Source organism: Sphingobium trunci (genome assembly GCF_022664535.1).
Taxonomy (GTDB): domain Bacteria; phylum Pseudomonadota; class Alphaproteobacteria; order Sphingomonadales; family Sphingomonadaceae; genus Sphingobium.
In genome coordinates this window covers 130,472-154,384 of sequence record NZ_JAKUJY010000003.1, presented here as the reverse complement: position 1 = coordinate 154,384, position 23,913 = coordinate 130,472, and the positions used below count along the sequence as shown (strand labels likewise).

The 23,913-nt window shown below is 67.2% G+C and carries 22 protein-coding genes; 7 read left to right on the top strand and 15 right to left on the bottom strand.

Annotated features, from left to right (window positions below; translation table 11 throughout):
* Positions 1-26: 26 nt before the first annotated feature.
* Positions 27-2,099: a M3 family metallopeptidase gene (locus MJ601_RS04165; RefSeq protein ID WP_242123574.1), complete on the top strand. Its 2,073-nt coding sequence runs from the start codon at positions 27-29 to the stop codon at positions 2,097-2,099.
* Here the strand turns inward: MJ601_RS04165 and MJ601_RS04160 are convergent.
* Together MJ601_RS04160 and MJ601_RS04155 are read right to left on the bottom strand one after the other, a co-directional pair.
* Positions 2,096-2,827: an SDR family oxidoreductase gene (locus MJ601_RS04160; RefSeq protein ID WP_242123572.1), complete on the bottom strand. Its 732-nt coding sequence runs from the start codon at positions 2,825-2,827 to the stop codon at positions 2,096-2,098. The two genes, MJ601_RS04165 and MJ601_RS04160, sit on opposite strands and share 4 nt — an antisense overlap.
* 12 nt (positions 2,828-2,839) lie before the next feature.
* Positions 2,840-4,129 (bottom strand): MFS transporter, encoded by a 1,290-nt coding sequence (locus tag MJ601_RS04155; protein ID WP_242123570.1) that lies wholly within the window; start codon positions 4,127-4,129, stop codon positions 2,840-2,842.
* 85 nt (positions 4,130-4,214) lie between these two features.
* On the opposite strand from MJ601_RS04155, the gene MJ601_RS04150 reads away from it, so the two are divergent.
* A complete protein-coding gene (locus MJ601_RS04150; RefSeq protein ID WP_242123568.1) occupies positions 4,215-4,784 on the top strand; it encodes a TetR/AcrR family transcriptional regulator in 570 nt (189 codons plus the stop codon).
* Positions 4,785-4,868: 84 nt separating this feature from the next.
* Here MJ601_RS04150 and MJ601_RS04145 read toward each other — a convergent pair whose 3' ends face one another.
* Positions 4,869-5,531: an RBBP9/YdeN family alpha/beta hydrolase gene (locus MJ601_RS04145; RefSeq protein ID WP_242123566.1), complete on the bottom strand. Its 663-nt coding sequence runs from the start codon at positions 5,529-5,531 to the stop codon at positions 4,869-4,871.
* A gap of 186 nt (positions 5,532-5,717) precedes the next feature.
* Between MJ601_RS04145 and MJ601_RS04140 the strand changes: the two genes are divergently transcribed.
* Positions 5,718-6,767, top strand: a complete 1,050-nt coding sequence (locus MJ601_RS04140; RefSeq protein ID WP_242123564.1) for an endonuclease/exonuclease/phosphatase family protein — start codon at positions 5,718-5,720, stop codon at positions 6,765-6,767.
* Here the strand turns inward: MJ601_RS04140 and MJ601_RS04135 are convergent.
* The 3 genes from MJ601_RS04135 to MJ601_RS04125 are packed head-to-tail and all read right to left on the bottom strand — an operon-like array spanning position 6,739 to position 10,594.
* Positions 6,739-9,072: a TonB-dependent receptor gene (locus tag MJ601_RS04135; protein ID WP_242123562.1), complete on the bottom strand. Its 2,334-nt coding sequence runs from the start codon at positions 9,070-9,072 to the stop codon at positions 6,739-6,741. The genes MJ601_RS04140 and MJ601_RS04135 overlap by 29 nt on opposite strands.
* Positions 9,035-10,003, bottom strand: a complete 969-nt coding sequence (locus tag MJ601_RS04130; protein ID WP_242123560.1) for a FecR family protein — start codon at positions 10,001-10,003, stop codon at positions 9,035-9,037. Before MJ601_RS04130 ends, MJ601_RS04135 begins: the two co-directional genes overlap by 38 nt.
* 57 nt (positions 10,004-10,060) lie before the next feature.
* Positions 10,061-10,594 carry an RNA polymerase sigma factor gene (locus tag MJ601_RS04125; RefSeq protein ID WP_242123558.1) on the bottom strand — a complete coding sequence of 178 codons (534 nt, stop codon included), beginning with the start codon at positions 10,592-10,594 and terminating at the stop codon, positions 10,061-10,063.
* A gap of 158 nt (positions 10,595-10,752) precedes the next feature.
* On the opposite strand from MJ601_RS04125, the gene MJ601_RS04120 reads away from it, so the two are divergent.
* Genes MJ601_RS04120 through MJ601_RS04105 form a run of 4 tightly spaced genes read left to right on the top strand, consistent with a single transcriptional unit; the run spans position 10,753 to position 15,192 of the window.
* Complete coding sequence (locus MJ601_RS04120; RefSeq protein ID WP_242123555.1) at positions 10,753-11,949, top strand: hypothetical protein; 1,197 nt, start codon at positions 10,753-10,755, stop codon at positions 11,947-11,949.
* A complete protein-coding gene (locus tag MJ601_RS04115) occupies positions 11,946-12,737 on the top strand; it encodes a glycosyltransferase family 2 protein (protein WP_242123553.1) in 792 nt (263 codons plus the stop codon). The genes MJ601_RS04120 and MJ601_RS04115 overlap by 4 nt, the downstream gene beginning before the upstream one ends.
* Positions 12,738-12,751: 14 nt before the next feature.
* A complete protein-coding gene (locus tag MJ601_RS04110) occupies positions 12,752-14,053 on the top strand; it encodes a lipopolysaccharide biosynthesis protein (RefSeq protein ID WP_242123551.1) in 1,302 nt (433 codons plus the stop codon).
* Positions 14,050-15,192: a glycosyltransferase family 4 protein gene (locus MJ601_RS04105; protein WP_242123550.1), complete on the top strand. Its 1,143-nt coding sequence runs from the start codon at positions 14,050-14,052 to the stop codon at positions 15,190-15,192. Before MJ601_RS04110 ends, MJ601_RS04105 begins: the two co-directional genes overlap by 4 nt.
* Here the strand turns inward: MJ601_RS04105 and MJ601_RS04100 are convergent.
* From MJ601_RS04100 to ccoN, 9 genes are read right to left on the bottom strand one after another with little or no spacing between them, the layout of a single operon-like run.
* Positions 15,161-16,057, bottom strand: a complete 897-nt coding sequence (locus MJ601_RS04100) for a glucosamine inositolphosphorylceramide transferase family protein (RefSeq protein WP_242123548.1) — start codon at positions 16,055-16,057, stop codon at positions 15,161-15,163. The genes MJ601_RS04105 and MJ601_RS04100 overlap by 32 nt on opposite strands.
* Positions 16,058-16,117: 60 nt before the next feature.
* Complete coding sequence (gene ccoS, locus MJ601_RS04095) at positions 16,118-16,258, bottom strand: cbb3-type cytochrome oxidase assembly protein CcoS (protein WP_242123546.1); 141 nt, start codon at positions 16,256-16,258, stop codon at positions 16,118-16,120.
* Entirely contained in the window at positions 16,255-18,387 is a 2,133-nt protein-coding gene (locus MJ601_RS04090) for a heavy metal translocating P-type ATPase (RefSeq protein WP_242123543.1), read from the bottom strand. The genes ccoS and MJ601_RS04090 overlap by 4 nt, the downstream gene beginning before the upstream one ends.
* On the bottom strand, positions 18,387-18,845 hold the full coding sequence (locus MJ601_RS04085; RefSeq protein ID WP_242123541.1) for a FixH family protein: 459 nt from the start codon (positions 18,843-18,845) through the stop codon (positions 18,387-18,389). Before MJ601_RS04085 ends, MJ601_RS04090 begins: the two co-directional genes overlap by 1 nt.
* Before the next feature lie 2 nt (positions 18,846-18,847).
* Positions 18,848-20,278 (bottom strand): cytochrome c oxidase accessory protein CcoG, encoded by a 1,431-nt coding sequence (gene ccoG, locus MJ601_RS04080; RefSeq protein WP_242123539.1) that lies wholly within the window; start codon positions 20,276-20,278, stop codon positions 18,848-18,850.
* 3 nt (positions 20,279-20,281) lie between these two features.
* Positions 20,282-21,187, bottom strand: coding sequence for a cytochrome-c oxidase, cbb3-type subunit III (gene ccoP, locus MJ601_RS04075; RefSeq protein WP_242123536.1), 906 nt, complete (start codon positions 21,185-21,187; stop codon positions 20,282-20,284).
* Positions 21,180-21,344, bottom strand: a complete 165-nt coding sequence (locus tag MJ601_RS04070; protein ID WP_242123534.1) for a cbb3-type cytochrome oxidase subunit 3 — start codon at positions 21,342-21,344, stop codon at positions 21,180-21,182. Before MJ601_RS04070 ends, ccoP begins: the two co-directional genes overlap by 8 nt.
* Positions 21,341-22,102, bottom strand: a complete 762-nt coding sequence (gene ccoO, locus MJ601_RS04065; RefSeq protein ID WP_242123532.1) for a cytochrome-c oxidase, cbb3-type subunit II — start codon at positions 22,100-22,102, stop codon at positions 21,341-21,343. The genes MJ601_RS04070 and ccoO overlap by 4 nt, the downstream gene beginning before the upstream one ends.
* 14 nt (positions 22,103-22,116) lie before the next feature.
* Entirely contained in the window at positions 22,117-23,775 is a 1,659-nt protein-coding gene (gene ccoN / locus MJ601_RS04060) for a cytochrome-c oxidase, cbb3-type subunit I (protein WP_242123530.1), read from the bottom strand.
* Positions 23,776-23,913: the final 138 nt, after the last annotated feature.

The following is a 23,913-nucleotide window of genomic DNA, read 5'->3' as shown; positions in this document are numbered from 1 at the left end:
GGGATATCCCTTCCCTGCGAGTGACCATGACGACCTCCGATCCCCTGCCAGCCGCCAAGCCTCTTCTGGCCGCCAACCCCCTTCTGGCCGACAGCGACCTTCCCGATTTTGCGGCCATTCAGGCAGCCCATGTCGTTCCCGCCATGGAGGAGGCGATTACCGCTCACCGCGCGGCCATCGAGGCCATCACCGCATCGCCCGGCCATGATTTCGACTCCGTCGTGCTGGCCGCGGAGCGCGCCGATTTCCTGCTGTCACGCACATGGTCCCCCGTCGGCCATCTCGCCTCGGTCGCCGACACGCCGGAACTGCGCGAGGCCCATGCCTCGGCGCAGGCGCTGATGACCGCCTATCTCATGGAAGCGGGCCAGAACCGCGCCCATCATGACGCCGTGGCCGCTGTGGCCGCCCGCCCCGATTTCGTGACCCTGCCCGCCGCCCGCAAACGCGCCGTGGAACTCGCCCTGCGCGGTTTCCGGCTTGCGGGCGTGGCGCTGGAGGGGGAGGCGCGCCAGCGTTTCCTGGAAATCGGCGTGACCTTGAGCGACCTCAGCACCAAATTCGGCAATGCCGTGCTCGACGCGACCGAGGCATGGAGCGAGCATGTCACCGACGAGGCCGCGCTCGCCGGCGTGCCGGACAGTGACAGGGCGATCCTGGCCGCCTATGCGCAGGAAAAGGGGCTGACCGGCTGGCTCATCACCCTGCGCCAGCCCAGCGTGCTGGCGATCCTCTACCATGCACAGGACCGGGCCCTGCGGGAGCGCGTCTACCGTGCCCACAACACCCGCGCCTCGGACCAGGCGGAGGACAAGAGCCACGACAATAGCGAACGGATCGACGCGATCATGGCGCTGCGGCATGAGGCGGCGCAGATATTGGGCTTTGCCGATTCCGCCGCCCATTCGCTGGAAACCAAGATGGCCGCCGACGCGGACGAGGCGCTGGCCTTCCTTGCCGACCTTGCCGGACGGGCACGGCCGGTGGGCGAGCGGGAACTGGCAGAAGCCAGGGCCTTCGCGGCCGAACATCTGGGTCTGGACGATATCCGGCCCTGGGACCTCAACTATGTGGCGGAGGCGATGCGCCGGACGCTCCATGGCGTCGATCAGGAGGCGCTGAAGGCCTATTTCCCGCTTCCGCGCGTGCTCGCCGGAACGCAGGCGCTGATCGAACAGCTTTTCGGCGTGCGTCTGCTCAGGCGGGCGGAGGTGTCGACCTGGCATCCCGACATACTCTTCTACGATGTGCAGGACGCCAGCGGCACCGTCGTGGCGGGAGTCTATCTCGACCTGTTCGCCCGCGCCGGCAAGCGCGGCGGCGCATGGATGGACGTCTGCCGCTCCCGCTTCCGCGATGCGGATCGCTTCCACCGCCCGATCGCCTATCTCACCACCAATTTCGCACCGCCCGCGGGCGACCGCCCTTCGCTGGTCACGCATAATGACGTGGTGACGCTGTTTCATGAATTCGGCCATGTGCTGCACCATCTGCTGACGGAGGTCGACCTGCCCTCCATCGGCGGCATTTCCGGCGTCGAATGGGATGCGGTGGAACTGCCCAGCCAGTTCATGGAAAATTTCGCCTGGGATCGCGACACGCTGATCGGCTTGTCGGGCCATGTGGACAGCGGCGAACCCCTGCCGGTGGAGATGTTCGACCGCCTGCTCGCCGCGCGCCAGTTCCAGGCGGGCCTGGCCCTGCTTCGCCAGATCGAGTTCGCGACCTTCGACCTGCTGCTCCACCGCGACTATGATCCGGCGAAGGGCGCCCGCGTCGATGAGATGCTGGCCCAGGTCCGTGCCGCCGTGTCCGTCATCCGCCCGCCGGAGTGGAACCGCTTTGCCCATGCCTTCAGCCATATTTTCGCGGGCGGCTATGCGGCGGGCTATTATTCCTATCTCTGGGCGGAACTGTTGTCGGCCGACGCTTTCGAGATTTTCGCGCATGGCGATGTGCCGGGCGGCGGGGCAACCGCCTTCCGCCGCGAAATCCTGGCTGCCGGAGCCAGCCGCCCGGCGGCCGAGAATTTCCAGGCCTTTGCCGGACGCGCGCCGCAGGTGGATGCGCTGCTCAGGATGAAGGGGCTGGCAGCCTAAAAATGCGCGGTATAGCCGCCGTCGACCGCCAGAACCTGCCCGGTGACATAGGAGGCCGCGTCCGAAGCGAGAAACAGGACGGGACCGACAATCTCCTCCGGGCGGCCCCACCGGCCCAGCGAGGTGCGCCGGGCGAGATGCTCGGCAATGGCGGGATCGGCGACCATCTCCTCATTGGCGAGGGTTGCGAAAAAGCCGGGAGCCACCGCATTGACCGTGATCCCGCGCTGGCCCAGTTCCGCCGCCAGCGCGCGGGTCAGCGCGTCCAGCCCGCCCTTGCTCATGGTATAGGCGGCATCGCCTGACCGGGCGATCTGTCCGGCGATCGAGGTGATGTTGATGATCCGGCCTCCGGCCCGCATGGCCGGAGCGATCCTCCGTGCCAGATCGAAAGGCGCGACAAGATTGATTTCGAGCATCTGGCGCACCGCTGCCCGCTCAAGCTGGTCGATCGGCCTGCGGTCGCGATAACCGGCATTGTTGACGAGGATGTCGATCGGGCCGCGCCCCGCCACCGCATCGGCCACGGCCTGCCCGTCGGTCAGGTCGAAGGCGAGGCTGTCGGCGCTGCCGCCCAGCGTCGCGATGTCCGCCGCCACCTTGTCGACCGCCGCCCGGTTGCGGCCATGCAGCAGCAGATGCGTGCCCTGCCTTGCCAGCCCCAGCGCGATTTCCCGCCCCAGGCCCCGCCCGGCCCCGGTCACAAGGGCTGTCTTTCCCTTCAGCATCACCCTCTCCCTTCAGGCGAGAGCCAGGCCCTTGCCACGTCCGCGATTGATCAGCAGCACCAGCGCCGCGCCGATCAGGCACAATATGCCCGCCGCGACGAAGGCGGGGATATAGCTTTGCCAGACCGTCCGGGAAAGACCACCTGCCAGCGCCGCGCTGGCCGCGCCGATCTGGTGCCCGGCGAAAATCCATCCGAAGACGATATTCGCCCGCTCCGCGCCGAAGCGCTGGGCCGTCAGCTTGACCGTCGGCGGCACGGTGGCGACCCAGTCCAGACCGTAGAACATGGCGAAGATCGACAGGCTGTAGAGCGAGAAATCGCTGAACGGCAGGTAGAGCAGCGACAATCCCCGCAGGCCATAATACCAGAATAGCAGCCAGCGATTGTCGAACCGGTCGGACAGCCAGCCCGAAGCCAGCGTGCCCGCGAAATCGAACAGTCCCATCATCGCCAGCATCGACGCCGCGCCCACCGCCGCCAGTCCATAGTCGCCGCAAAGCGATATGAAATGGGTCTGGACCAGCCCGTTGGTGCTGGCGCCGCAGATGTAGAAGGAAAAGAAGAGGATCCAGAAGCTCGGTACCCGCGCCGCGTCCCGCAACACATGGATCGGCGTCAGCATCAAGGCACCCAGGCTGCCGGGCTGGGCCGGCGCGGGGTGGATGTCCGTCTCGCCATAGGGCGGCAGGCCCAGATCCGACGGGCGATCCCGCATCAGCAGCAGCGCGGCCAGCGCCGCCAGCAGGATCGCGCCGCACACCAGCATGATCGCCGGGCGCCAGCCGAAATGCTCGGTCAGGCTGGCCAGCAGGGGCAGGAAAGCGAGTTGCCCGGTCGCCGTGCTGGCGGACAGCAGTCCCATGACCAGCCCCCGCCGCTGCGTGAACCAGCGGGTCGCGACCGTCGCGCCCAGCACCATCGCGGTCAGGCCCGTGCCGATCCCGATGACCACGCCCCACAGCAAAACAAGCTGCCACAAGCGGCTCATGCCCAGCGACAACAGCAGGCCGGTGATGACGATGCCCAGCGAGATCAGCATCATCCGCCGCACGCCAAACCGGTTCATGAAGGCCGCGGCAAAAGGCCCGATCCCGCCAAAGAGAAGAAATCGGATCGCGAGCGCGCCGGAAATATCGGCAGCACTCCAGCCGAATTCCTTCTGCAGCGGCACGATGAACACGCCCGGCGCGCCCACCGCGCCCGCGACCACCAACATGGTAAGGAAGGTCGTGCCCAGCACGGCCCAGCCATAATGAACATGGCGCGCGGCCAGCCGGCGCGCAATCTTGGTGGACAGCATGAAACCCCTTCCGGCGCAATTCGGACTGGTGTTAAATGATGAATATCATATATAAGTGCAAGAGGCCAATTGGAGGCATGTGGACATGAAGGTCAGCCGGGAACAGGCCGCGCGCAACCGGGACAAGGTGATTGACACGGCATCGCGCCTGTTTCGGGCGCATGGCGTGGACGGCGTCGGCATCCATGAAGTGATGCGCGAATCCGGCCTGACGCATGGCGGCTTCTACAATCAGTTCCCGTCCAAGGAGGCTCTGGCGGCTGAGGCCTGCGCTGCTTCGCTCGCCGGAAGCGCCGACAGATGGCGCGCCATCGCCGAGGCGGCGGGTCCGGACAGGGCGGCTGCGGCCATAGCGGACGATTATCTGAGCGCCCGCAATCGCGATGCGCCGGAAACAGGCTGCGCGCTCATCGCCCTCGGCCCCGATGCGGCGCGGCGGGGCGGCGCGCTGGCGCAAGCCTTCCGGGACGGTTTCGAAGCGCTGACCGGCGTCATCGAAACCATGTCGGCGGACATCTCTCGCGAGGAAGCGCTGGCCCGTATGGCGCAACTGGTCGGGGCGATGGTACTGGCGCGCGGAGTCGGCGACCCGGCCCTGTCCGAAGAGATCATGGCGGCGGCGCGGCGGGCCTCAGGGGCGGAACGAGCGGAGTAATGGCTTCGCGCCCGCGAAGCGCCGACCCTCCTGCCATGGCATGTCCCCTAGGAGGGACCGCATGGCGATCATGCGCAGGAAAGATCAGACCCCGTAGAGCAGGGTCGCGACGGCGCTGCGTTCACGCTCGCTGCTGATCTGGTCGAAATCGAGGTCGACCGGACTGGCGCCGTCTCCGCCCTTGGTGAAGCGGGACAGAAGGAACTGCCCGAAGGCCCAATCGCCCAGTCCCGAGTCGGCGTTGATGTGACCCGACTCACCTGCATCGGCGAACTGGCTGCCCCAGAATTGCGCCAGCAACCGCGCCCTGCCCATGGAAATATAGGGATCGTTGCGGCTGGCGACGACGATGGACGGGAAAGGCAGCAAAGCCTTGGGCGCCGGGCCGAAATCGCGCAGGCGGGGATCGGCCACGCCGGAATCGACTTCCGGCGGCGCCACCAGCAGGGCGCCGATCACCTTCTCGCTCCATTCCTGCAGTTCGAAGGCCGCCCACCAGGCGACGGCATGACATCCCAGGCTGTGCGCCGCCAGGATCACCGGCCCGTCTATCCCGCCGATGGCGTGCCCCAGATTGCTGATCCAGCTGTTGCGATGGGGCGCGTCCCAATTGCCCAGCTCGACCCGATGGCAATGGGGCAGTTCCGCTTCCCATATCGTCTGCCAATGACCGGGGCCGCTGTTCGACAGTCCGGGCACGGTGAGGATCGTGGCATGAGGGTCAATTTGGTCCGGCTTCAGGCGCATGAGGGCTCCTCCTGAGCGGATATTTATTCTCTATCGATAAGATTGACAATAGACCGTGTGAGGCCGCCATCACGATTTGCGGGGAGTCGATGCGATCTTCCGACAAATGGAATTTCTCCGCAGGCAGGACTGAGGCGAAACGCCTGCGCCGCCGTCAATCCGCTGATGCTCGCAGGAGAGAAAATCTTGTCCATTGCCGGTCATATGTTCCGGATGCTGGCCGCCGCGGCGCTGCTGGCCGTCGCGCCTTCCGCCGATACGCGCAGCACGCTCCTGCCAGAGGCGCCGTCCGCCTTCGACGGCACGCTGCCGGTGATGACCTATAATATCCATGGCCTGCCCTGGCCGGTCGCATGGGGCCGCGACGCCGACTTCACCCGCATCGCCGCCAGGCTGCGCCTGCTACGCGGCGAGGGGCGCAATCCGCACATCGTCGTGCTGCAGGAGGCCTTCACGCAGGAAGCGCAGGCGATCGGGCGCGAGGCGGGCTATCGCTATATCGCCACCGGCGCGGATCAGGATGCGGTGAACGGCCAGGTGCCAACGGCCAGCGACCGCGCCTTCGCCGCCGCCGAGAGCTGGAGCCATGGGGAGGGGCTGCCCAAATTCGTCGGCAGCGGCCTGCAGATATTGTCCGATTATCCCATCGTCGACACTCGCCGCATCGTCTTTCCCGCCTTCGCCTGCGCGGGGTTCGACTGTCTGGCGAACAAGGGCGCGCTGCTCGCCCGGATCAGGCTGCCGGGCCAGCCCGAGCCGGTGGATATCGTCACCACCCATCTCAACAGCCGCCGCGCCTCCGGCGTGGCCAACGACCGGTCGAACCATGCCTATGGCCTGCAACTGGCCTGCCTTGGCGACTTCATCCGCAGCAACCATGATCCGCGCAATGCGATGATCGTCGCGGGCGATTTCAACATGGGGCATGATCCCGCCCGGCGCAGCGACCTGCTGACCGGCGCCTTCAGGCAATGGCTGCCGGGCGCGGCCGTGGCGGACGCCTATGACGAAGCGGGCCGCAAGGCCATCCCTCTGAACGGCGATGCCCGCTATTCCCGCTATCGCGCGCGGGATTGGGAGTTTTTCACAGGCAGCCCGACCATGCGCCTGTCCCTCCGCGGCATCGACGTCCCCTTCGGCCATGCCGCCGACGGCAGCATGTTGTCGGACCATGTCGGCTATACCGCCATCTTCGACGTGAAGTCTCTTACCACCGCCGCGCCAGTGAAAGCGTGATGGCGCGCGGCCGCAGCGGCGTATATTGCGGCGCGACCCGGATCGAGAAGGGATTGCCGAAGGCGAAGCTGTCGCCCCGCACGTCGAACAGATTGTCGACGCGCAGGCCCGCCGTCCATGGCCCCCGTTCCAGCGTCGAATTGACCGCCACGCTGGTATAGGGCTGCATCGACCGGTCGAGATCGTCGTCGAAGCTCAACCGCGCCTTGCCGATATAATTGGCCTGGACCGCCGTCTGCCCGCTCCATCCGATCAGCCTGTAGCTGTAGGAGAGGGCAGCGCGCCCCGACAGGCCGGGCGTGATGGGTAGGCGGCGATCCCTCAATTTGGTGCCATCCGCCGTGTGGGTGAGCCGGGCATCCTGCGCCGACCCGCCGAGCTTCAGGGCGAAGCCCGCGCCGACCTGCCAGTCGGCCGCCGCCTCGATCCCGATGATGCGGGCACGCCCTGCATTGCGCGTGGTGATCAGGCCGTTGGCGAGCAGATAGTCGGACTGGATCTCCTGCCAGTCGGTATAATAGGCGCTGCCGGACAGCAGCAGCCGGTCGCCCCAGAAGCCGCGCCGCATCCCCAGGTCGAACGTGCCCAGTTCATCCGCGTCGAAATGGCCCGAGGCGGTCATGCCCGACGGCGCAAGCCCGCCCGGCCGCATCGCCCGCGCATAGCGCAGATAGAGGATGCCGCCGCCCGCCAGCCGGTAGGACAGGGCCATGCTGGGCGACAGGATGATCTTGCCGGTCGATTCATCGACCCGCCGCTTGCCCGCCTCCCGCGTTTCATCCTGCGCCAGGGAATAGAAGAGCCGCGCGCCCAGCGTTGCGTCGAGACGTGCCAGGAGAGGCGCGCTCGCCTCCCCGAAGAGCGCATATTCGGTGACGATGCGCTGGGTCTGCACGACCGTGCGGGTCTTTCCGCTTTCACCGGTCACGGTCCCCCGTTCGCTGGCCGAAGCCCGCAGATAGGATGCACCCGCGACCCAGCCGCTGTCTCGCCCGGAAGAGAGGCGCAATTCCTGATTGAACAACGAATAATGCCGGTCGTCGTCGAACCATGCCGCGCCGGACAGGCCGAAATGCGCGGCGGCCGCGCTGGCGTCCAGGCCATAGCCAAAGGCATTCCTGACATAGCTGGTCGCCGACAGCAATTGCACGCCGCCCAGATGCCCGGTGACGGTACCGTGGACCAGCATGAAGTCATTGTCGGTCGGTTCCGGCCGATGGCCGGCTCGTTCCAGATCCCTCCCGGCAGTGAGGAGATATTGGCTGTCGCGCGACCCGATATTCTGGACCGCATAGCCCGCATCGACCGACCAGTCCTGCGACGGCGCCCATTTCGCGCTCACCCGCAACCCGCTCGTCCGCGTCGAATTGCTGTCCTTCGCCACGCCTATATTGTCGATCCACCCGCCGTCGAGGAACCGGTATCCGACCGCCCGCACCGCCAGCCGCCCGGCGATCAGCGGCAGGTTGACCATCCCCTCGCCACCGCTGCCCGTACCGCCATGATCCACGGCCGATCCCGACAGCCGCGCCCAGGCGGACGCATCGTCCAGTTCCGGCTGGTGGGTCACGACATGGTAGATGCCACCCAGCACGCCCGAACCGTAGAGCGGCCCCTGCGGCCCCTTCAATATCTCCACCCGGTCGACATCGATCAGCCGCAGGTCGGGATCGGGCGCATTGAAGGTCACGCGGGCATCGTCGACCTGCACCGCCACGGTGGACTGGCTTTGCCCCAGGAAGGGACTGTCCGCCACGCCCCGGATGAACTGCCGGTTCCGGCCAGGCCCCAGATTGGTCATGGCCAGCCCCTCCATCGTCAGGCTCATGTCCCGGCTGGCCAGCGAGCGCGAGGCCGATCCCAGCCCCTCCGCCCCCAGGATGGAGACGGACAGCGCCACATCATCCAGCGATTGCGGCCGTTTGAGCGCGGTCACGACGATATCCGCTCCCGGCCCCGCGGGGGGCAGCGCCGCCGCCGGAGCCCGGGCGGCGTGCCGCGACGCCGCCTGCTCCAGCCGGTAGAGCCGCGGTCCCGCCTGCACCGCGCGCAGATGCGTGCCCTCCAGCAGCTTGTGCAGCGCCGTCTCCGCAGCCATGGTTCCGCTGACCCGCCGGACCGTCACCACCGGCAGGGCGCCGGGATAGCCGACGGAAACCCCCGTCAGCTCCGAAAAACGCGAAAGACTTTGGGCAAGCGGGCCTGCCGGAAGATCGAAGCTGAACTTTTCTTCCCTGGCGTGCGCCGGACTGGCGACCCCTGCCCCTTCAGCGATCAGCACCGCCAAGGCGAAGGGCGCCGCCATCCTGCGGATGCACGGCAAGGCCCATGACCGCCGCGAGATCGGGCAACAATCTCGATCCATCACCAATGACGAGCGTGCCCGAAAAATGTCTGGTCTCCAGCGACGAATCGACGATGATGCGACGGCCGGAATAACGGGAAATATCGGCGACGACGAGGGCCAGCGGCGCATCATTGTAGGAAAGCCGCCCATCGCGCCAGCTACCGACATCCGCGACCGCCACTGGCGCCAGCGCCAGATTTCCGTCGGCGCCGCCCGTCAGTTGCTGCCCGGCCTGCAGCCGCACCTGCCCGTTCGCCTTGTCGGAACTGACGGCGACGGCGCCTTCCGAAACGGCTATCCGGAAAGTCCCGCCGGAAAGATTGACCGAAAAGCGCGTGCCGATGTCCGTGATGCGATAGGGTCCGGCCTCGATGGTCAGCGTGCGCGAGGGATCATGCCGCACGGCGAAATAGGCCTCTCCGCTCGCCAGTTCGATGCGCGCGGCGTTCCTGCCATGAACCAGGATCCGGCTCGCCGGTGAGAGAATGACGTTCGCGCCGTCCGCCAGCGCCACGGTCCGGCTGCTTCCGGCATGGGCCGCATAGCCGGTCACGGCCTCCGGCGCCCACATCATCGGCAGGCCGACGGCGAGCGCCAGCGCCGCCGCCAAACCGCCGCCCATCACCCAGCGAAGCGGCCGCCGGGGCCGATAGGGCGACGTGGGGGACAGGGTATTTGCGGACGGGGAATCCGGCGCCTGCGCCTCCAGCAGCGCGCGAACCTCGTTCCTGTGCTCATCCACCATGGCTTCGGTCAGCGCCACGGAATCGAAGGCTTCGCGATGGCGCGGGTCGGCCTCCAGCCAGGCCATATAGCCTTCCCAGTCCGCATCGTCGCGGGCAAGCTCGACCTGCCAGGCCAGCGCTTCGTCGATCACCCGTTCGTCCAAGTCCGAACCGCTTCCTTCCCTTTACCTCGGCTCAGACGGCACGCCCGCTCCCTTACCTCAGTCCAATAACGCACGACGCAGATATTTCATCGCGACGGCCATGTGTTTTTCGACGCCGCTCTTGCTGATCCCCAGCCGCTGCGCCACTTCGGCATGGCTGAAGCCATCCAGCTTGTGCAGTTCGAACGCCCGCCGCGCACCCTCCGGGAGACTGGCGATCGCGGATAGCAGCGCCGCCACCTGCTCCCTGGCGATGATCTGGTCCTCGGCCGTCTCGCGCCGGTCCGACGGCTCCACGCCGGTGGGGGTGAAGTCGGTTTCCTGGTCCGACCAGCGCCTTTCCCGCGCCATGCGCCGCTGCCGCTCCCGCAGACGATCGACGACCAGATTCTGCGCCATGCGGAACAGATATGCCCGGCCATTTTCGACCGGCCCGGCCGGGCGCTGCCGCGCGCGCAGCCACAATTCCTGCAACAGATCCTCCGCCTCCGCCGGATCGCCCACTCGCGCCAGCAACAGCCTGCGCAGTTCGGCCCTATGCAGGCCGTACAGCGTTTCGACATCGGATTCCTGATCGGCGTTCACATGCATTGTTCTGTCCGCCCGCCGACTCCGGAACAAGCGGCTCCCTGGGCCATTGGGTAGCTAAAGCAGCGCCCCGATCAACAAGCTGGTCGCAGTCTGAAAAAAAATTCACATTTGGCCGAAGGGCGACTGAGGCAGCGTCAGGAGCGCAACGTCTGTACCGAATGCGCGTCGGATTTCTGTTCAACCACGACCAGATTCATCAGGTCGCCCACAGCCTGCCCATCGCCGTCGCGCTCGCGAAGCGTGGGTTCGACGGCGAGATCGTCGTCGCCACCACCAATGACCGGCTGGCAGCCGAAGTGGAACGGCTGGCCGGGCGATGGCTGGGGTCGGCCATCCAGCATGTCCGCCTGACGCTCGGCGCCCGGTCGGCGCGGATCGCGAGCCTGCTGGGCGGGCTGGTCCCGGCGGGCAAGCTGATGCTCTATCGCGACAATCTGGATTTTTTCCGCAGCCTCGACATGCTGGTGGTCGCGGAAAAGACGTCGTTGCTGCTCAAGACGCGCTATGGCCTAGACGATCTGTTCATGGTCCACACCCGTCACGGCGCTGGCGACCGTGCCATCGGCTTCGACAGGGCCAGCGCGCGCTTCGACCATGTGCTATGCTCGGGCGAGAAGATACGCCGCCGCCTGATCGTGGAGGCGGGGGTCGATCCCGACACGATCAGCATCGTGGGCTATCCCAAGTTCGACATGGTGCGGCAGGCGGGCCGGACCCATCATTTCGACCGCGACCGGCCGGTCGTGCTCTACAACCCGCATGTCTCGCCGCACCTCTCCTCCTGGTATCGCCATGGCCGCGAGGTGCTGGACTTTTTCGGCCGCAACGATAGCCGTGAGCTGATCTTCGCGCCCCACGTCATGCTGTTCGAGCGGCCCTTCGTCCTCACCATCGACCGGCTGACGATCAATCGCGCGGGCAAGATCGAGAATCGCTATCTGCATGGCGACAATATCCATTTCGACCTCGGCAGCCGGGCCTCCACCGACATGAGCTACACCATGGCCGCCGACATCTATCTGGGCGACGCCAGCAGCCAGGTCTACGAATTCCTGCTGCAACCGCGCCCCTGCATCTTCCTGAACAGCCACGGCATCGAATGGCGGGGCGATCCCAATTTCGCCCATTGGCAGGCAGGCGAGGTCATCACCCATCCCGACCAGCTCGGCGAAGCGCTGGATCGCGCGGAAGAGCTGCACCACAGCCATTATCGATCCGCCCAGGCCCAGCTGTTCAACGAGAGTTTCGACCTTGACGGCCGCCCGTCGTCCGACCGCGCCGCCGACGTCATCGCCGCGCTGGCGGAACGGCGCCGGGCGAGTGGCGCGGGCCGCCGGACGACCCGGGCGGCATGACGGAAAAGCTGACGATCATCCTGCCCTTTTTCAATGAACAGGGGTGGATCGGTCCCACCATCGACAGCCTTGCGGCCCAGAGCGACCGGCGCTTCCGCCTGCTGATGGTCGACAATGGATCGACCGACCAGGGTGCGGACGAAGCGGTGGCCCATGCGGCGCCCCTCGGCGGCCTTGCAAGCCTCGTCCCATGCCCGGTGCCCGGAAAGATCCATGCCATGGCGGAGGGACTGGCCCGCGTGGAAACGCCGCTGGTCGCGATCTGCGACGCCGACACCCATTATCCGACCGATTATGTGCAGCGCATCATCGCCCTGTTCGACGGCCATCCCCAAGCCTCGGCCGTCATGGCCATCGACCTTTACGCCCCCCCCTCCACCGCGGAATCGCGCCAGCGAACCGCCTTCATCCTGCGCAAGAGCCGCCGCTTTCCCGGCAAATGCCATGCCGGCGGCTATGCCCAGGCCTTCCGTACCGATGCGCTGCGGGCGGCCGGAGGCTTCGACACCGCGCGCTGGCCCTATGTGCTGGAGGATCATGAGATCGTCCATCGCGTGATGCGCCATGGTCCGGCGCTGTATCATGCCGATCATGTCTGCTTCCCGTCCGACCGCCGCGCCTGCCGCAAGGCGGTGAGCTGGACGCGCGCCGAAAGGCTGCTCTACCGCTATATCCCCGCCGCCGCGCTGGACTGGTATTTCTACCATTTTCTGAGCGCAAGGCTTGCCGCCCGCAGCTGCCATGGCACCGCCCTGCGCGCAAAGGACTGGTCTTCTTCGCCATCATGACGCAAAGCGCGGGCATGACGCACAGCGCGGGAACTGCCGGACGTATCTTCAAGGGGCTGGGGCTGGTGCTCGGCGGAAAGGCCGGGGCCGGGCTTATCAGCCTTGTCTATCTGGTCATCGCCGCGCGGGCGCTGGGTCCGCGCGACTATGGCATATTGGTGTTGGTTCACGGCTATGTGACGGCGGTCTGCGGCATCGTCGAATTTCCGGCCTGGCAGGCCATCGTCCGGTACGGCGCGGAAGCGCGGGAGGAGGACGCTCCCCACCGGCTGGCGCGGCTGCTGCGTTTCGGCACGGCGGTCGAACTGGCGGGCGGCGGGGCGGCGATCGTGGCGGCCATGGCGCTCGCGCCCTTCGTCGGCCCGCGCCTCGGCTGGCCGCCGGAAACCGTGGCCTTCGCCATCCCCTACAGCTTTGCCGTACTGGGATCGGTGCGCTCCGCCCCAGCGGGCTATCTGCAACTGATCGACCGGTTCGACCTCATCGGCCTGCACAATATGGTGCAGCCCCTGGTGCGGCTGATCGGCGCTTCGCTCGCGCTGCTGATGGGCTGGGGTCTGAAGGGCTTCCTCGCCGCCTGGCTCGCCGCCGCGCTGGCCGAATTCGCCGTGCTCTGGGGCATGGGCCTCTGGTGCGCGCATCGCCGCCTCGGCGCGATATTGCTCCACCCCGAACGCGGCAGCGCCAGCGCCGACAATCCGGGCATCTGGCGCTTCCTCGTCGCCAGCAATGCCGACGTCACCCTGAGCGAACTGGCGGGCCGCGTGGCACCGCTGATCGTCGGCTGGGTGCTCGGTCCAGCGATGGCAGGCCTGTTCGCGGTCGCCCAGCGCGCCACCGTCATCATCGCCCAGCCCGCGCAGATATTGGGCAACACCGCCTATGCCGAACTCGCCCGCATGGTCGCGGCGGGGCAAGGCGGCGCGCCGCTGCGCCGGACGCTGCGCCGTGTGATCGGCATCGCCCTGGCCGCCGCCGCCCCGGTCACCATCGTCGCCGCCCTGTTCCCGACCCCCATCGTCACCCTGCTGGCAGGCCCTGCCTTCCAGGCGGCGGGCAGCGTCATGGTCGTGCTGATCGCCGCGCGCATGATCGCCGTGATCGGCCCGCCATGCAGCTCGGCCCTCTCCGCCATGGGCTATCCCGCCCTGTCGATGAGCGCCAATCTCTTCGCCAGCCTGATCTTCCTGCCGGTGCTGCCCTGGCTGCTGCAAAGCGTGGGCCTGATGGGCGCGGGGATCCAGGCGGTGGGGCAGGCGCTGCTGGCGAGCGGGCTGCTCGCCGCCCTGGTCTGGCGCCGCAGCCTCGCGCAATGACGCCCCCGCGCTCCCAGCCCCTGCACCCAAAGCCCCTGCGCCCGGAGGCCATCCGCATTGCCTATGTCATCAATTCGGTCGAGGGCGGTGGCGCATCCCAACCCGTCCCCGCCATCACCCGCGTCCTGCGCGATGCGGGGGCGCAGGTCCGGGTCTTCGCCCTCACCCCCCGCGACCGCCGGGGCCTGCCCGCGATCGAAGCGGCCGGTCTCGACCCGCTGGTCCGGGAAGGCGGCCTTGCCGATCATCCTGCCGCCGCCCTGTGGTTGAAACGCGCCATCACCGGCTGGGGCGCGACCCATATCTGGACGTCCCTCAGCCGCGCGACGATCCTCGGCCTCATCCTCGGCCCGCACCTCGGCCTGCCGGTCATCAGCTGGCAACATGCCGCTTTCCTCAAGCCCTGGAACCGGCGGCTGATGCGGCTGCTGCAAAGCCGCGCCCTGCTCTGGGTGGGCGACTCCCGATCGGTCACCGCGCTGACCGGGGACCGGCTCGGCGTGCCGCAAGAGCGCCTGCGATGCTGGCCGATCTTCGCCGCCGACCCGGCGCTGCCGCAGGCGCGGCCCTGGCAGCCCGGCGAAACGCTCCGCATCGGCAGCCTCGGGCGGCTGCACCCCGTCAAGGGCTATGACGTGCTGATCGCAGCCTTTGCGCGCCTGCGCGCCGAAGGCTTCACCGCACCCGTCCCGCTCGACATCCGCGTCGCGGGCGACGGAACGCAGCGCGATCAACTGGAGGAACTGAGGCGTCAGGCAGGCCTTGACGATCTGCATTTCACCGGCTTCGAACCGGCCCCGCATCATCTTCTCTCCACCCTGCACCTCTATGTGCAGCCCTCCCGTTCCGAAGGCTTCTGCATTGCCGCGCATGAAGCGCTGACGGCGGGCCTTCCCGTCATCGCCTCGGCCGTGGGCGAACTGCCCTGGTCCATCCGCCAGAATGTCACCGGCCTCACCGCGCCCCCCGCCGATGTCGACGCGCTGGCCAGCGCGCTGGCGGCGCTTCTTTCAGACCCCGCCCGGCTCTCGCAAATGGGTCAGGCCGCCCGCGCCGACATGCTGGACCGCTTTTCCTGGGAGCATTTCGCCGCGACGGGCAGCGCGATCATCGATCATATCCGCCAAGCCGCCGCCTGACATCCAGCGCCAGCCCGCGAAGCGACGTATCGATCCGCTTCACGTCGAACAGAGTGACATCGCCGCAGGCCGCCAGCGTGTGCATTCCCGCGCCATATTTCCCCGCCGAAGGCGGCAGAGCCAGCGGATCGCCCGCCACGGCGTGGAAATGTCCGTCATCCAGCCGGTCGATCCACAGCGGGCGGATGCCGCCGCCATAGGTCGCGCTGCAATCCTGCACCGGCAGCATGATCCGTCCCCCGATCGCGAGCGGCACGCCGCCGGGCCGGGCCGACGCCCGGTCCACCCGTACCGGATTGCCCGGATGCGGCGTCCATGGTCCTGTCAGCGTCTCCGCCCATGCGACATGCAGATGCGCCTGTTTGGACAGCTTGCTGCTGGCGGGCGAATAGAATAGCCACCAGCGCCCCTCATGCCGCAGGATGCTGGCGTCGACCGGCACGCAATCCAGCGCGATCGGGCATTCCGCCCGCCAATCGTCCAGCGCGCCATGATCGCGATAGAGCGTCAGCGCGCCCGAACGATGCGCTTCGGGCAGCATCCAGACCGCGCCTTCGCCCGCAAAGACCTGCGGATAGGAAAGATGCCAGTCTTCGGCGAGACAGGGCTTCCGCTCGACCAGCCGTAGTTCCGCATCCAGGATCAGCGCCTCTATGACGCCGTGGCGCGTGCGATAGTCATAATGTTCGGCAAAGATGTGCAGCCGCCCCGCCTCGTCCCGCCAGCCGAAAGGATCGGCGAGGAAGGCGAAGTCGGATTCCTCCGGCAGCCAGTGGACGTCGTCCCCGATGCCGCCTGCGGACATGATGTCCGCGACCGGCGCGCGGGCGATCCCGCATCTCCATATGTCCTTGCGCCGGGGCATGATCCAGGGTCGTTAAGCCGGGACGCGCGGCAGGGCAAGCGCCCCCATGACCCGCGCCGCTCACTCGTCGTCGATCAGGATGCGGTTGGCCGCCCCGTCGGCATCGTCGAACTGCCCGTCGCGCAGCGCCCAGAAGAAGGCGGCGAGGCCCAGCAGCCCCAGACCCAGCGCGATCGGGATGAGCAGGCCGATTCCGGTCATTTCACGGCTCCTTTCAGGCGCAGCGCGTTGGCGATCACGATCAGCGAGGATGTCGACATGGCGACCGCGGCGACCAGCGGCGTGACCTTGCCCGCAATGGCCAGCGGCACCGCCAGCGCATTATAGCCGATGGCCAGCGCGAAATTCTGCTTCACGATCCTGACCGTGCGCCGTGCGACATGGACGGTCAGCGCCACCGGCGCCAGCCTGTCGCCCAGGAACACGGCGTCGGCGGTCAACTGGCTGGCGTCGCTGGCCGATGCGGGCGCCATGCTGGCATGCCCCGCCGCCAGCGCCGGGCCATCGTTCAGCCCGTCGCCGACCATCAGCACCTTCTCCCTCATGGCGCGCAGCCGCCCGATCAGCGCCAGCTTGTCCGCCGGACGCAGATGGCCGATCGCGGTCGCGCGCGTCATGCGGGCGATATCCTCCAGCGCATCGGGCCGGTCGCCGCTGGCGATCAATATCTTGACGCCCATGCCGCGCAGCGCATCCAGCGTCTCCGGCGCATCCGGCCGCAGGGCATCGGTGAACTGCAGCAGCATCGCCTGCTTCCCGCGCCGATATTCGCTCGCCAGGCCGAACAGGTCGATCAGGCCGCGCGGCCGCGCCAGCGACACCGCCACGCCCTCGAATTCCGCGAACAGGCCCTCTCCCGGCACTTCGCGGATGCCGGAAAGCGGGGCAGGCACGATTCCCTCCGTCTCCAGCGCCTGCCGCAGCGCGATGCTCAGGGGATGGCGGCTCGCCTGCGCCAGCGCCAGCAGGATCGCCCGATCCTCCCGCCACAGGCGCCGCAGGTTCACGGGCACAGGCCGCCCCAGCGTCAGCGTACCGGTCTTGTCGAACACCGCCTCGCTGACTTCCGCCAGCCGTTCCAGCGCCGACCCGTCCTTGACCAGCACGCCCCGCCGCATCAGCGTGCCGCAGGCGACGATCTGCGCCGCCGGGACCGCCAGCCCCAGCGCGCAGGGACAGGTGATCAGCAACACCGCCACCGCGATCAGCAGCGCCTGATGCACGCCCGCCCCCGCGATCATCCACCCGGCAAAGGACAGCGCCGCCAGCAGATGCACGCAGGGCGCATAATAGCGCGCCGCCCGGTCGGCGAGCCGGACATGGCGCGACTTGCCCTGCCCCGCTTGCTCCATCAGCCGGGCGATGTCGGCGATCACCGTATCCGCGCCTGCCGCCGTCACCTCGACCGTTATCGGCCCCTCGACATTCAGCGCCCCTGCCTGCACCGCGTCGCCCGGACAGACGCGCACCGGCGCGCTTTCCCCGGTGAGGAAGGCGATGTCCAGCCCGCTTTCCCCCTCCACGATCCGTCCGTCCGCCGCCAGCCGCTCGCCCGCCGCCACCAGCATCCGCATCCCCGGCCGCAGGGCGCCCGCCTCGGTCCACCGGCTCGCGCCGCCGCTTTCCAGCACCAGCGCGCCCGGCGCGGTCTGCCGCAGCAGCGCCGCCACGCCCGCCCGCGCCCGGCCTCGCATCATGCTGTCCAGCACCCGCCCCGCCAGCAGGAAGAACAGCAGCATGACCGCACCGTCGAACCAGGCATGGGCGCCACCCACCGCCGTCTCATACAGGCTCATGCCCGTCGTCAGCAGCACGCCGATGCTGATCGGCACATCCATGTTGGTGCGCCCCTGCCGCAGCGCCGCCCAGGCCGACCGGAAGAAGGGTTGCCCCGCATAGGCCACGGTCGGCAGGGCGATCAGTGCCGAGAGCCAGTGGAACAGTGTCCGCGTCGCCCCCTCCGCCCCCGACCAGATCGACACCGACAGCAGCATGATGTTCATCGCCGCGAAGCCCGCGACCGCCAGTGCGCGCAGCAGTGCCCTATTCTCCGCCGCCGCGATATCGACGCCCGGATCGGCCAGCGGCTCCGCGTCGAAACCGATGGCGGCGATGGCCGCCTTCAGCTCCGGCGGGGTCATGACCGGATCGTGCAGGATCGCCACCCGCTTCGCGCTCATGTTGACGCGCGCGGACTGGATGCTATCGGCCAGGGGAAGTTCCCGCTCGATCTTCGCGATGCAGCTCACGCAATGGATGCCCGGCACGGCGAACAGGCTTTCCTTCACCTCGACCGGAAGATCATGGGGCATCAGGGGCTGGGTAGCCATCAGTCGACCTCCCGCAACAGATGCATCGCCTGACCGCCATGGCGCAGATCGAACCGGACCTGCCAGCGCCCCGCCGGAAGGGCATGGTCGCTGACATACAGGCCGGGTCGCACTTCCCGGAAGCGGAGCGGAATGTCGGCCGCCCGCCCCAGCGGATGCTGCGCCACCGCACCGACGCTCGCGCCCGTCCGGTTCAGCGTCAGGCGCACATGCCGCCCGTCATCCAGCGCCACGGCATCGCGCCAGCCCAGCTTCTTCTGCGCCCGCGCCTGCGCCAGCCAGCCGTTGAACTTCTGGCTCGCGACATAGCTGTTCTCCACCACGGTCCCGCCGAAGGACCGCACCGCGACCGTCGCCATCAGCACATTCACCGCGATCACCACGGCAAAGAAGGCGACCAGGATCGCCGTCATGTGCCAGCCGGTGAAGCGGCGGCGGGGATAAGAGATGCCATTCATCCTCAGGGCCTTTCAAATCGGGCGGGTTCGCTGTCGCCGCCGCCTTCGCTATCGAGTCCGCGCACCGTGAAGCGGAAATCCTGCCGTGCCGTTCCGCCTGCGGGCTGCACCAGAAAGACGCGCAGCTTCGCGACGCTGTCGGCGGGCACGGTCGTGCGCAGCGTGGCGCGGGCCGCCTCGCGCGATCCCGCATCGGTCCACAGTGCCGCGCCCTTCAGGCCTTCGACGCCGATCTCCATGGCACGAGGCCGCGTCTCCATATTGCGCAGCTTCACCGTATAGGCGTTGCGGATCGCGCCGTCGGACAGGCGCACGAAAATCGGGTTGCGGTCCTGCTGCGCGCTGATGTCGATCCGCGTCCGCGCACCCAGCGCGAACAGCATGGCCGCGCCGATCCCCGCCCAGACGGCGAAATAGGCCATGGTCCGGGGCCGCAGCAGTGTCTTCAGCACCGGCCGGGGCGCCCTGCCCTTCTGCTCGGCCTCCGCATCCTCCTGCGTGCAATAGTCGATCAGGCCCCTCGGCCGCCCGACCTGCGCCATCACCTTGTCGCACGCGTCGATGCACAGCGCGCAGGTGATGCAGCCGATCTGCGGCCCTTCGCGAATGTCGATGCCGGTGGGACAGACGGCGACGCACTGGTTGCAGTCGATGCAATCCCCGAACGTGCCCGGATGCGCCTCCGCCTTCTTGAGGCTCCCGCGCTTCTCGCCGCGCCACTCCTTGTAGGTGACGATCAGCGATTTCTCGTCCAGCATCGCCGTCTGGATGCGCGGCCAGGGGCACATGTAGATGCAGACCTGTTCGCGCATGAAGCCCCCCAGCACGAACGTCGTCGCCGTCAGCACTGCCACTGTCGCATAGGCCACGGGCGCGGCGGTCCCGCTCCAGAACTGCGCCTGAAGCGTCGGCGCATCGGCGAAATAGAAGATCCATGCGCCGCCGGTTATGAAAGCGATCGCCAGCCAGACCGCCCATTTGAAGAGCCTGCGGCCGATCTTCGCCACGCCCCAGGGCGCCTTGGCCAGCCGCATCTGCGCATTGCGGTCGCCGTCGATGAACCGCTCGACATGCTGGTAGAGGTCGGTCCACACCGTCTGCGGACAGGCATAGCCGCACCAGGCCCGCCCCACCGCCGAGGTGACGAGGAACAGCCCGACCCCGGCCATCACCAGCAGCCCGGCGACATAATAAAATTCATGCGGCCAGATTTCGAGCGCGAACATGTAGAAGCGCCGGTGCGCCAGATCGACCAGCACCGCCTGGTCCGGCGCATAGGGCCCGCGATCCCAGCGCAGCCAGGGCGTGCCCCAATAGACGGCCAGCGTCACCGCCATCACCGCCCATTTCAGGCGGCGATAGAAGCCGTCCACCGCCTTGGGATAGACGCCCTTGCGCTTTTCATACAGCGCCCCGGCTCCGGCCATCAGCATGGTTCAATGCCCCGCATCGGCCCTGGCCGCGGGCGCCGCCTCGCCGCCGCCCAGACTGTGCACATAGGCCGCCAACATCCGGATGGTGGCCTTGTCCAGCTTGTCGTCCCACCGCGGCATCACGCCATGGCGGCTGTTCCAGACGGTTTCGTGGATCGTCTCCCGGTCGCCGCCATAAAGCCAGATCGCATCGGTCAGGTTGGGCGCGCCGACCGTCCGGTTGCCCTTCCCCGCAGGGCCGTGGCACACCGCGCAATTGTCGGCAAAGACCGTGGCCCCGCGCCGCGACGCCGCGCTCGCCTTGTCCTGCCCGCTGATGACGCGGACATGCGCGACCACATCATCGACCTGCGCGGCGCTCAACAACTGATCCTTGCCGAAGGCGGGCATCTGCGACTGCCGGGTGGCGGCATGATCGGGATTGCGGACGCCGTCGGTGATCGTCTTCTCGATCGTCGCCAGATCACCGCCCCACAGCCAGTCGTCGTCATTCAGGTTGGGATAGCCCTTCGATCCCGCCGCGCCCGATCCATGGCATTGCACGCAATGCACGCGAAAGGCCGCACGGCCGCCCTCGATCGCCTGCTGCATAAGCTGGCGCTGCCCGGGCAGCGCCGTGATCGGCGTCGCGGCGATCGCCTGCCGGACCGGCGCGATCTGCCTCTCCCGCGCGGCGAGTTCCTTTTCCAGCGTCCCCCGGCTCGACCAGCCCAGCACGCCGCCTGTCGCCCGGTCGATCAACGGCCAGGCCGGATAGGCGATCATATAACCGATCGCGAACAGGATCGTCGCGTAGAAGGTCCAGAGCCACCAGCGCGGCAGCGGCGTGTCCAGTTCCTGGATGCCGTCCCATTCATGATGCTTGATCTCGGTGCCGGTGGCGGCGTCGATGCGCTTTTCGTCAGCCATGATCGGCTTCCTCTTGTTCGAAAATGGCGCGCGCCGCCTCGTCGCTCCGCTCGCGCCCCCTGGGCAGGAAATGCCAGCCGACGAAGGTCAGGTAACTCACCCCCATCAACACCAGCCCCCAACTGTCGGCAAATTGGCGCAATTCGTCATAGCTCATTGCCCGGACTCCTTGGAAAGCGTCTCCTGCGGCCTGGCGCTCTCCACATCGACCAGCGTGCCCAGCATCTGGAGATAGGCGACCAGCGCATCCATCTCCGTCACCTTCCCCGGATTGCCGTCGAAATCGCGCGCCTGCGCCTTGGGGTAGCGCTTGATGAGATCGCTGGAGTCCGCATCCGGATCGGCCTGCGCCTTAAGATCGTCATTGGCCTTGGCGATGTCGTCCTTCGTATAGGGCACGCCGACATCGTTGAGTGCGGTCAGATCCTTGCGCATGTCGGCCGGCTTCAGCTCGCGCTCCGACAGGAAGGCATAGGTCGGCATGATCGATTCCGGCACCACGGCGCGCGGGTCCTTCAGGTGCTGGACATGCCATTCATCCGAATATTTGCCGCCCACCCGCGCCAGGTCCGGCCCGGTGCGCTTCGATCCCCATTGGAAGGGGTGATCGAACATGCTCTCTGCGGCCAGGCTGTAATGGCCATAGCGTTCCGTCTCGTCCCGGAACGGACGGATCATCTGGCTATGGCAATTATAGCAGCCCTCACGGATGTAGATATTGCGTCCCGCCAGCTCCAGCGGCGTATAGGGCCGCATCCCCTCCACCTTCTCGATCGTATTGTCGATCCAGAACAGTGGCGCGATCTCCACGATGCCGCCGATGGCGACGACGATCAGCGCGGCAATACCCAGCAGGGAGACATTGCGCTCCAGCCTGCCATGGTCGAACAACTTGCCCTTGGCCTTGGTTTCCATGGGTCGATACTCCTTCAGGCGGGCTGGGCGATCAGCGGCCGGTCGGCGGCGGCGTCATAGGCGGCATCGTTCATCGGCTTTTCCTCGCGCAGCGGGCTGCCCGCGATGGTCCTGCCGATATTCCAGGCCATGATGACCGCGCCCGTCAGGTAGAGCAGGCCGCCCGCCGCCCGGATCAGATAGAGCGGGAAGGTCGCCTTCACGACTTCGGAAAAGGCGTAGACCAGATAGCCGTCAGCCCCATATTCGCGCCACATCAGCCCTTCCATGATGCCCGCGACCCACATCGACGCGGCGTAGAGCACGATCCCCACAGTCGCGAGCCAGAAGTGCCAGTTCACCAGCCGCAGCGAATAGAGCCGTTCCCGCTTCCACAGGCGCGGCGTCAGATAATAGAGGCAGGCGAAGGTGATGAGCCCGTTCCACCCCAGCGCGCCCGAATGCACATGGCCGATGGTCCAGTCCGTATAGTGGGACAGGCTGTTCACCGTCTTCACCGACATCATCGGCCCTTCGAAAGTGCTCATGCCGTAGAAGGCCAGCGCCATCACCATCATGCGGATGATCGGATCGGTGCGAATACGGTCCCACGCACCGTTCAGCGTCATCAGACCATTGATCATCCCGCCCCAGCTCGGCATCCACAACATGATCGAAAAGACCATGCCGAATGTCTGCGCCCAGTCCGGCAGCGCGGTATAGTGCAGATGGTGCGGACCCGCCCAGATATAGAGGAAGATCAGCGACCAGAAGTGGATGATCGACAGGCGGTAACTGTAGACCGGCCGTTCCGCCTGCTTGGGCACGAAATAATACATCATGGCCAGGAAGCCGGCGGTCAGGAAGAAGCCCACCGCATTATGCCCGTACCACCACTGCGTCAGCGCATCCTGCACGCCCGCAAAGGCGCTGTAGCTCTTGGACCCCAGCCAGCTCACCGGCATGGACAGGTTGTTGACGATATGCAGCATCGCGATCGTCAGGATGAAACTCAGGTAAAACCAGTTCGCCACATAGATGTGCGGCTCCCTGCGCCGCAGCACCGTGCCGCCGAACACCAGCAGATAGGCGACCCAGACGATGGTCAGCCACAGGTCGACATACCATTCGGGCTCGGCATATTCGCGGCCCTCGGTAATCCCCAGCAGATAGCCGGTCGCCGCCAGCACGATGAAGAGCTGATATCCCCAGAAGACGAACCGCGCGAGGGCCGGGAAGGCCAGCCGCGCCCGGCAGGTGCGCTGCACGACGTAGAAGCTGGTGGCGATCAGCGCATTGCCACCGAAGGCGAAGATCACGGCCGACGTGTGCAAGGGCCGCAACCGCCCGAAACTGGTATATTCCAGGCCCAGGTTCAGGGCCGGGAAGGCAAGCTGAAGCGCGATGTAAAGCCCGGCCAGAAGGCCCGCCAGGCCCCAGAAGACGGTCGCGATGACGCCCCAGCGGATGGGATCGTCATCATATACGCCCTGATCGGCGGGCATTTTCAGCCAGCCCCGCGCGATCCCCTCATAGTCGGCGCGCCGCATCGTCAGCACGGCCACCGCCAGCGCCGCCGCGCAGACGATCGCCATATGCACGGCAAAGCCGAAATCCGCCGCCCCCAGCATCGCCAGAAAGGCGAGCGTGGCGAGCGCGAACCAGCCGCCCGTCTTCCAAACCAGTTGCTCCATCGGATGTCCCCGTCAAAGGCTTCACGGCGCCCTTCGCGCGGGCGCCCCTTTCATGCATTGACCTCTGTCAAAGGCGGCGGGACGGGTCTGTAGGGGAATGTCCCTAGTGGGTGGGAAGGGGACACCAATAACCCCTCT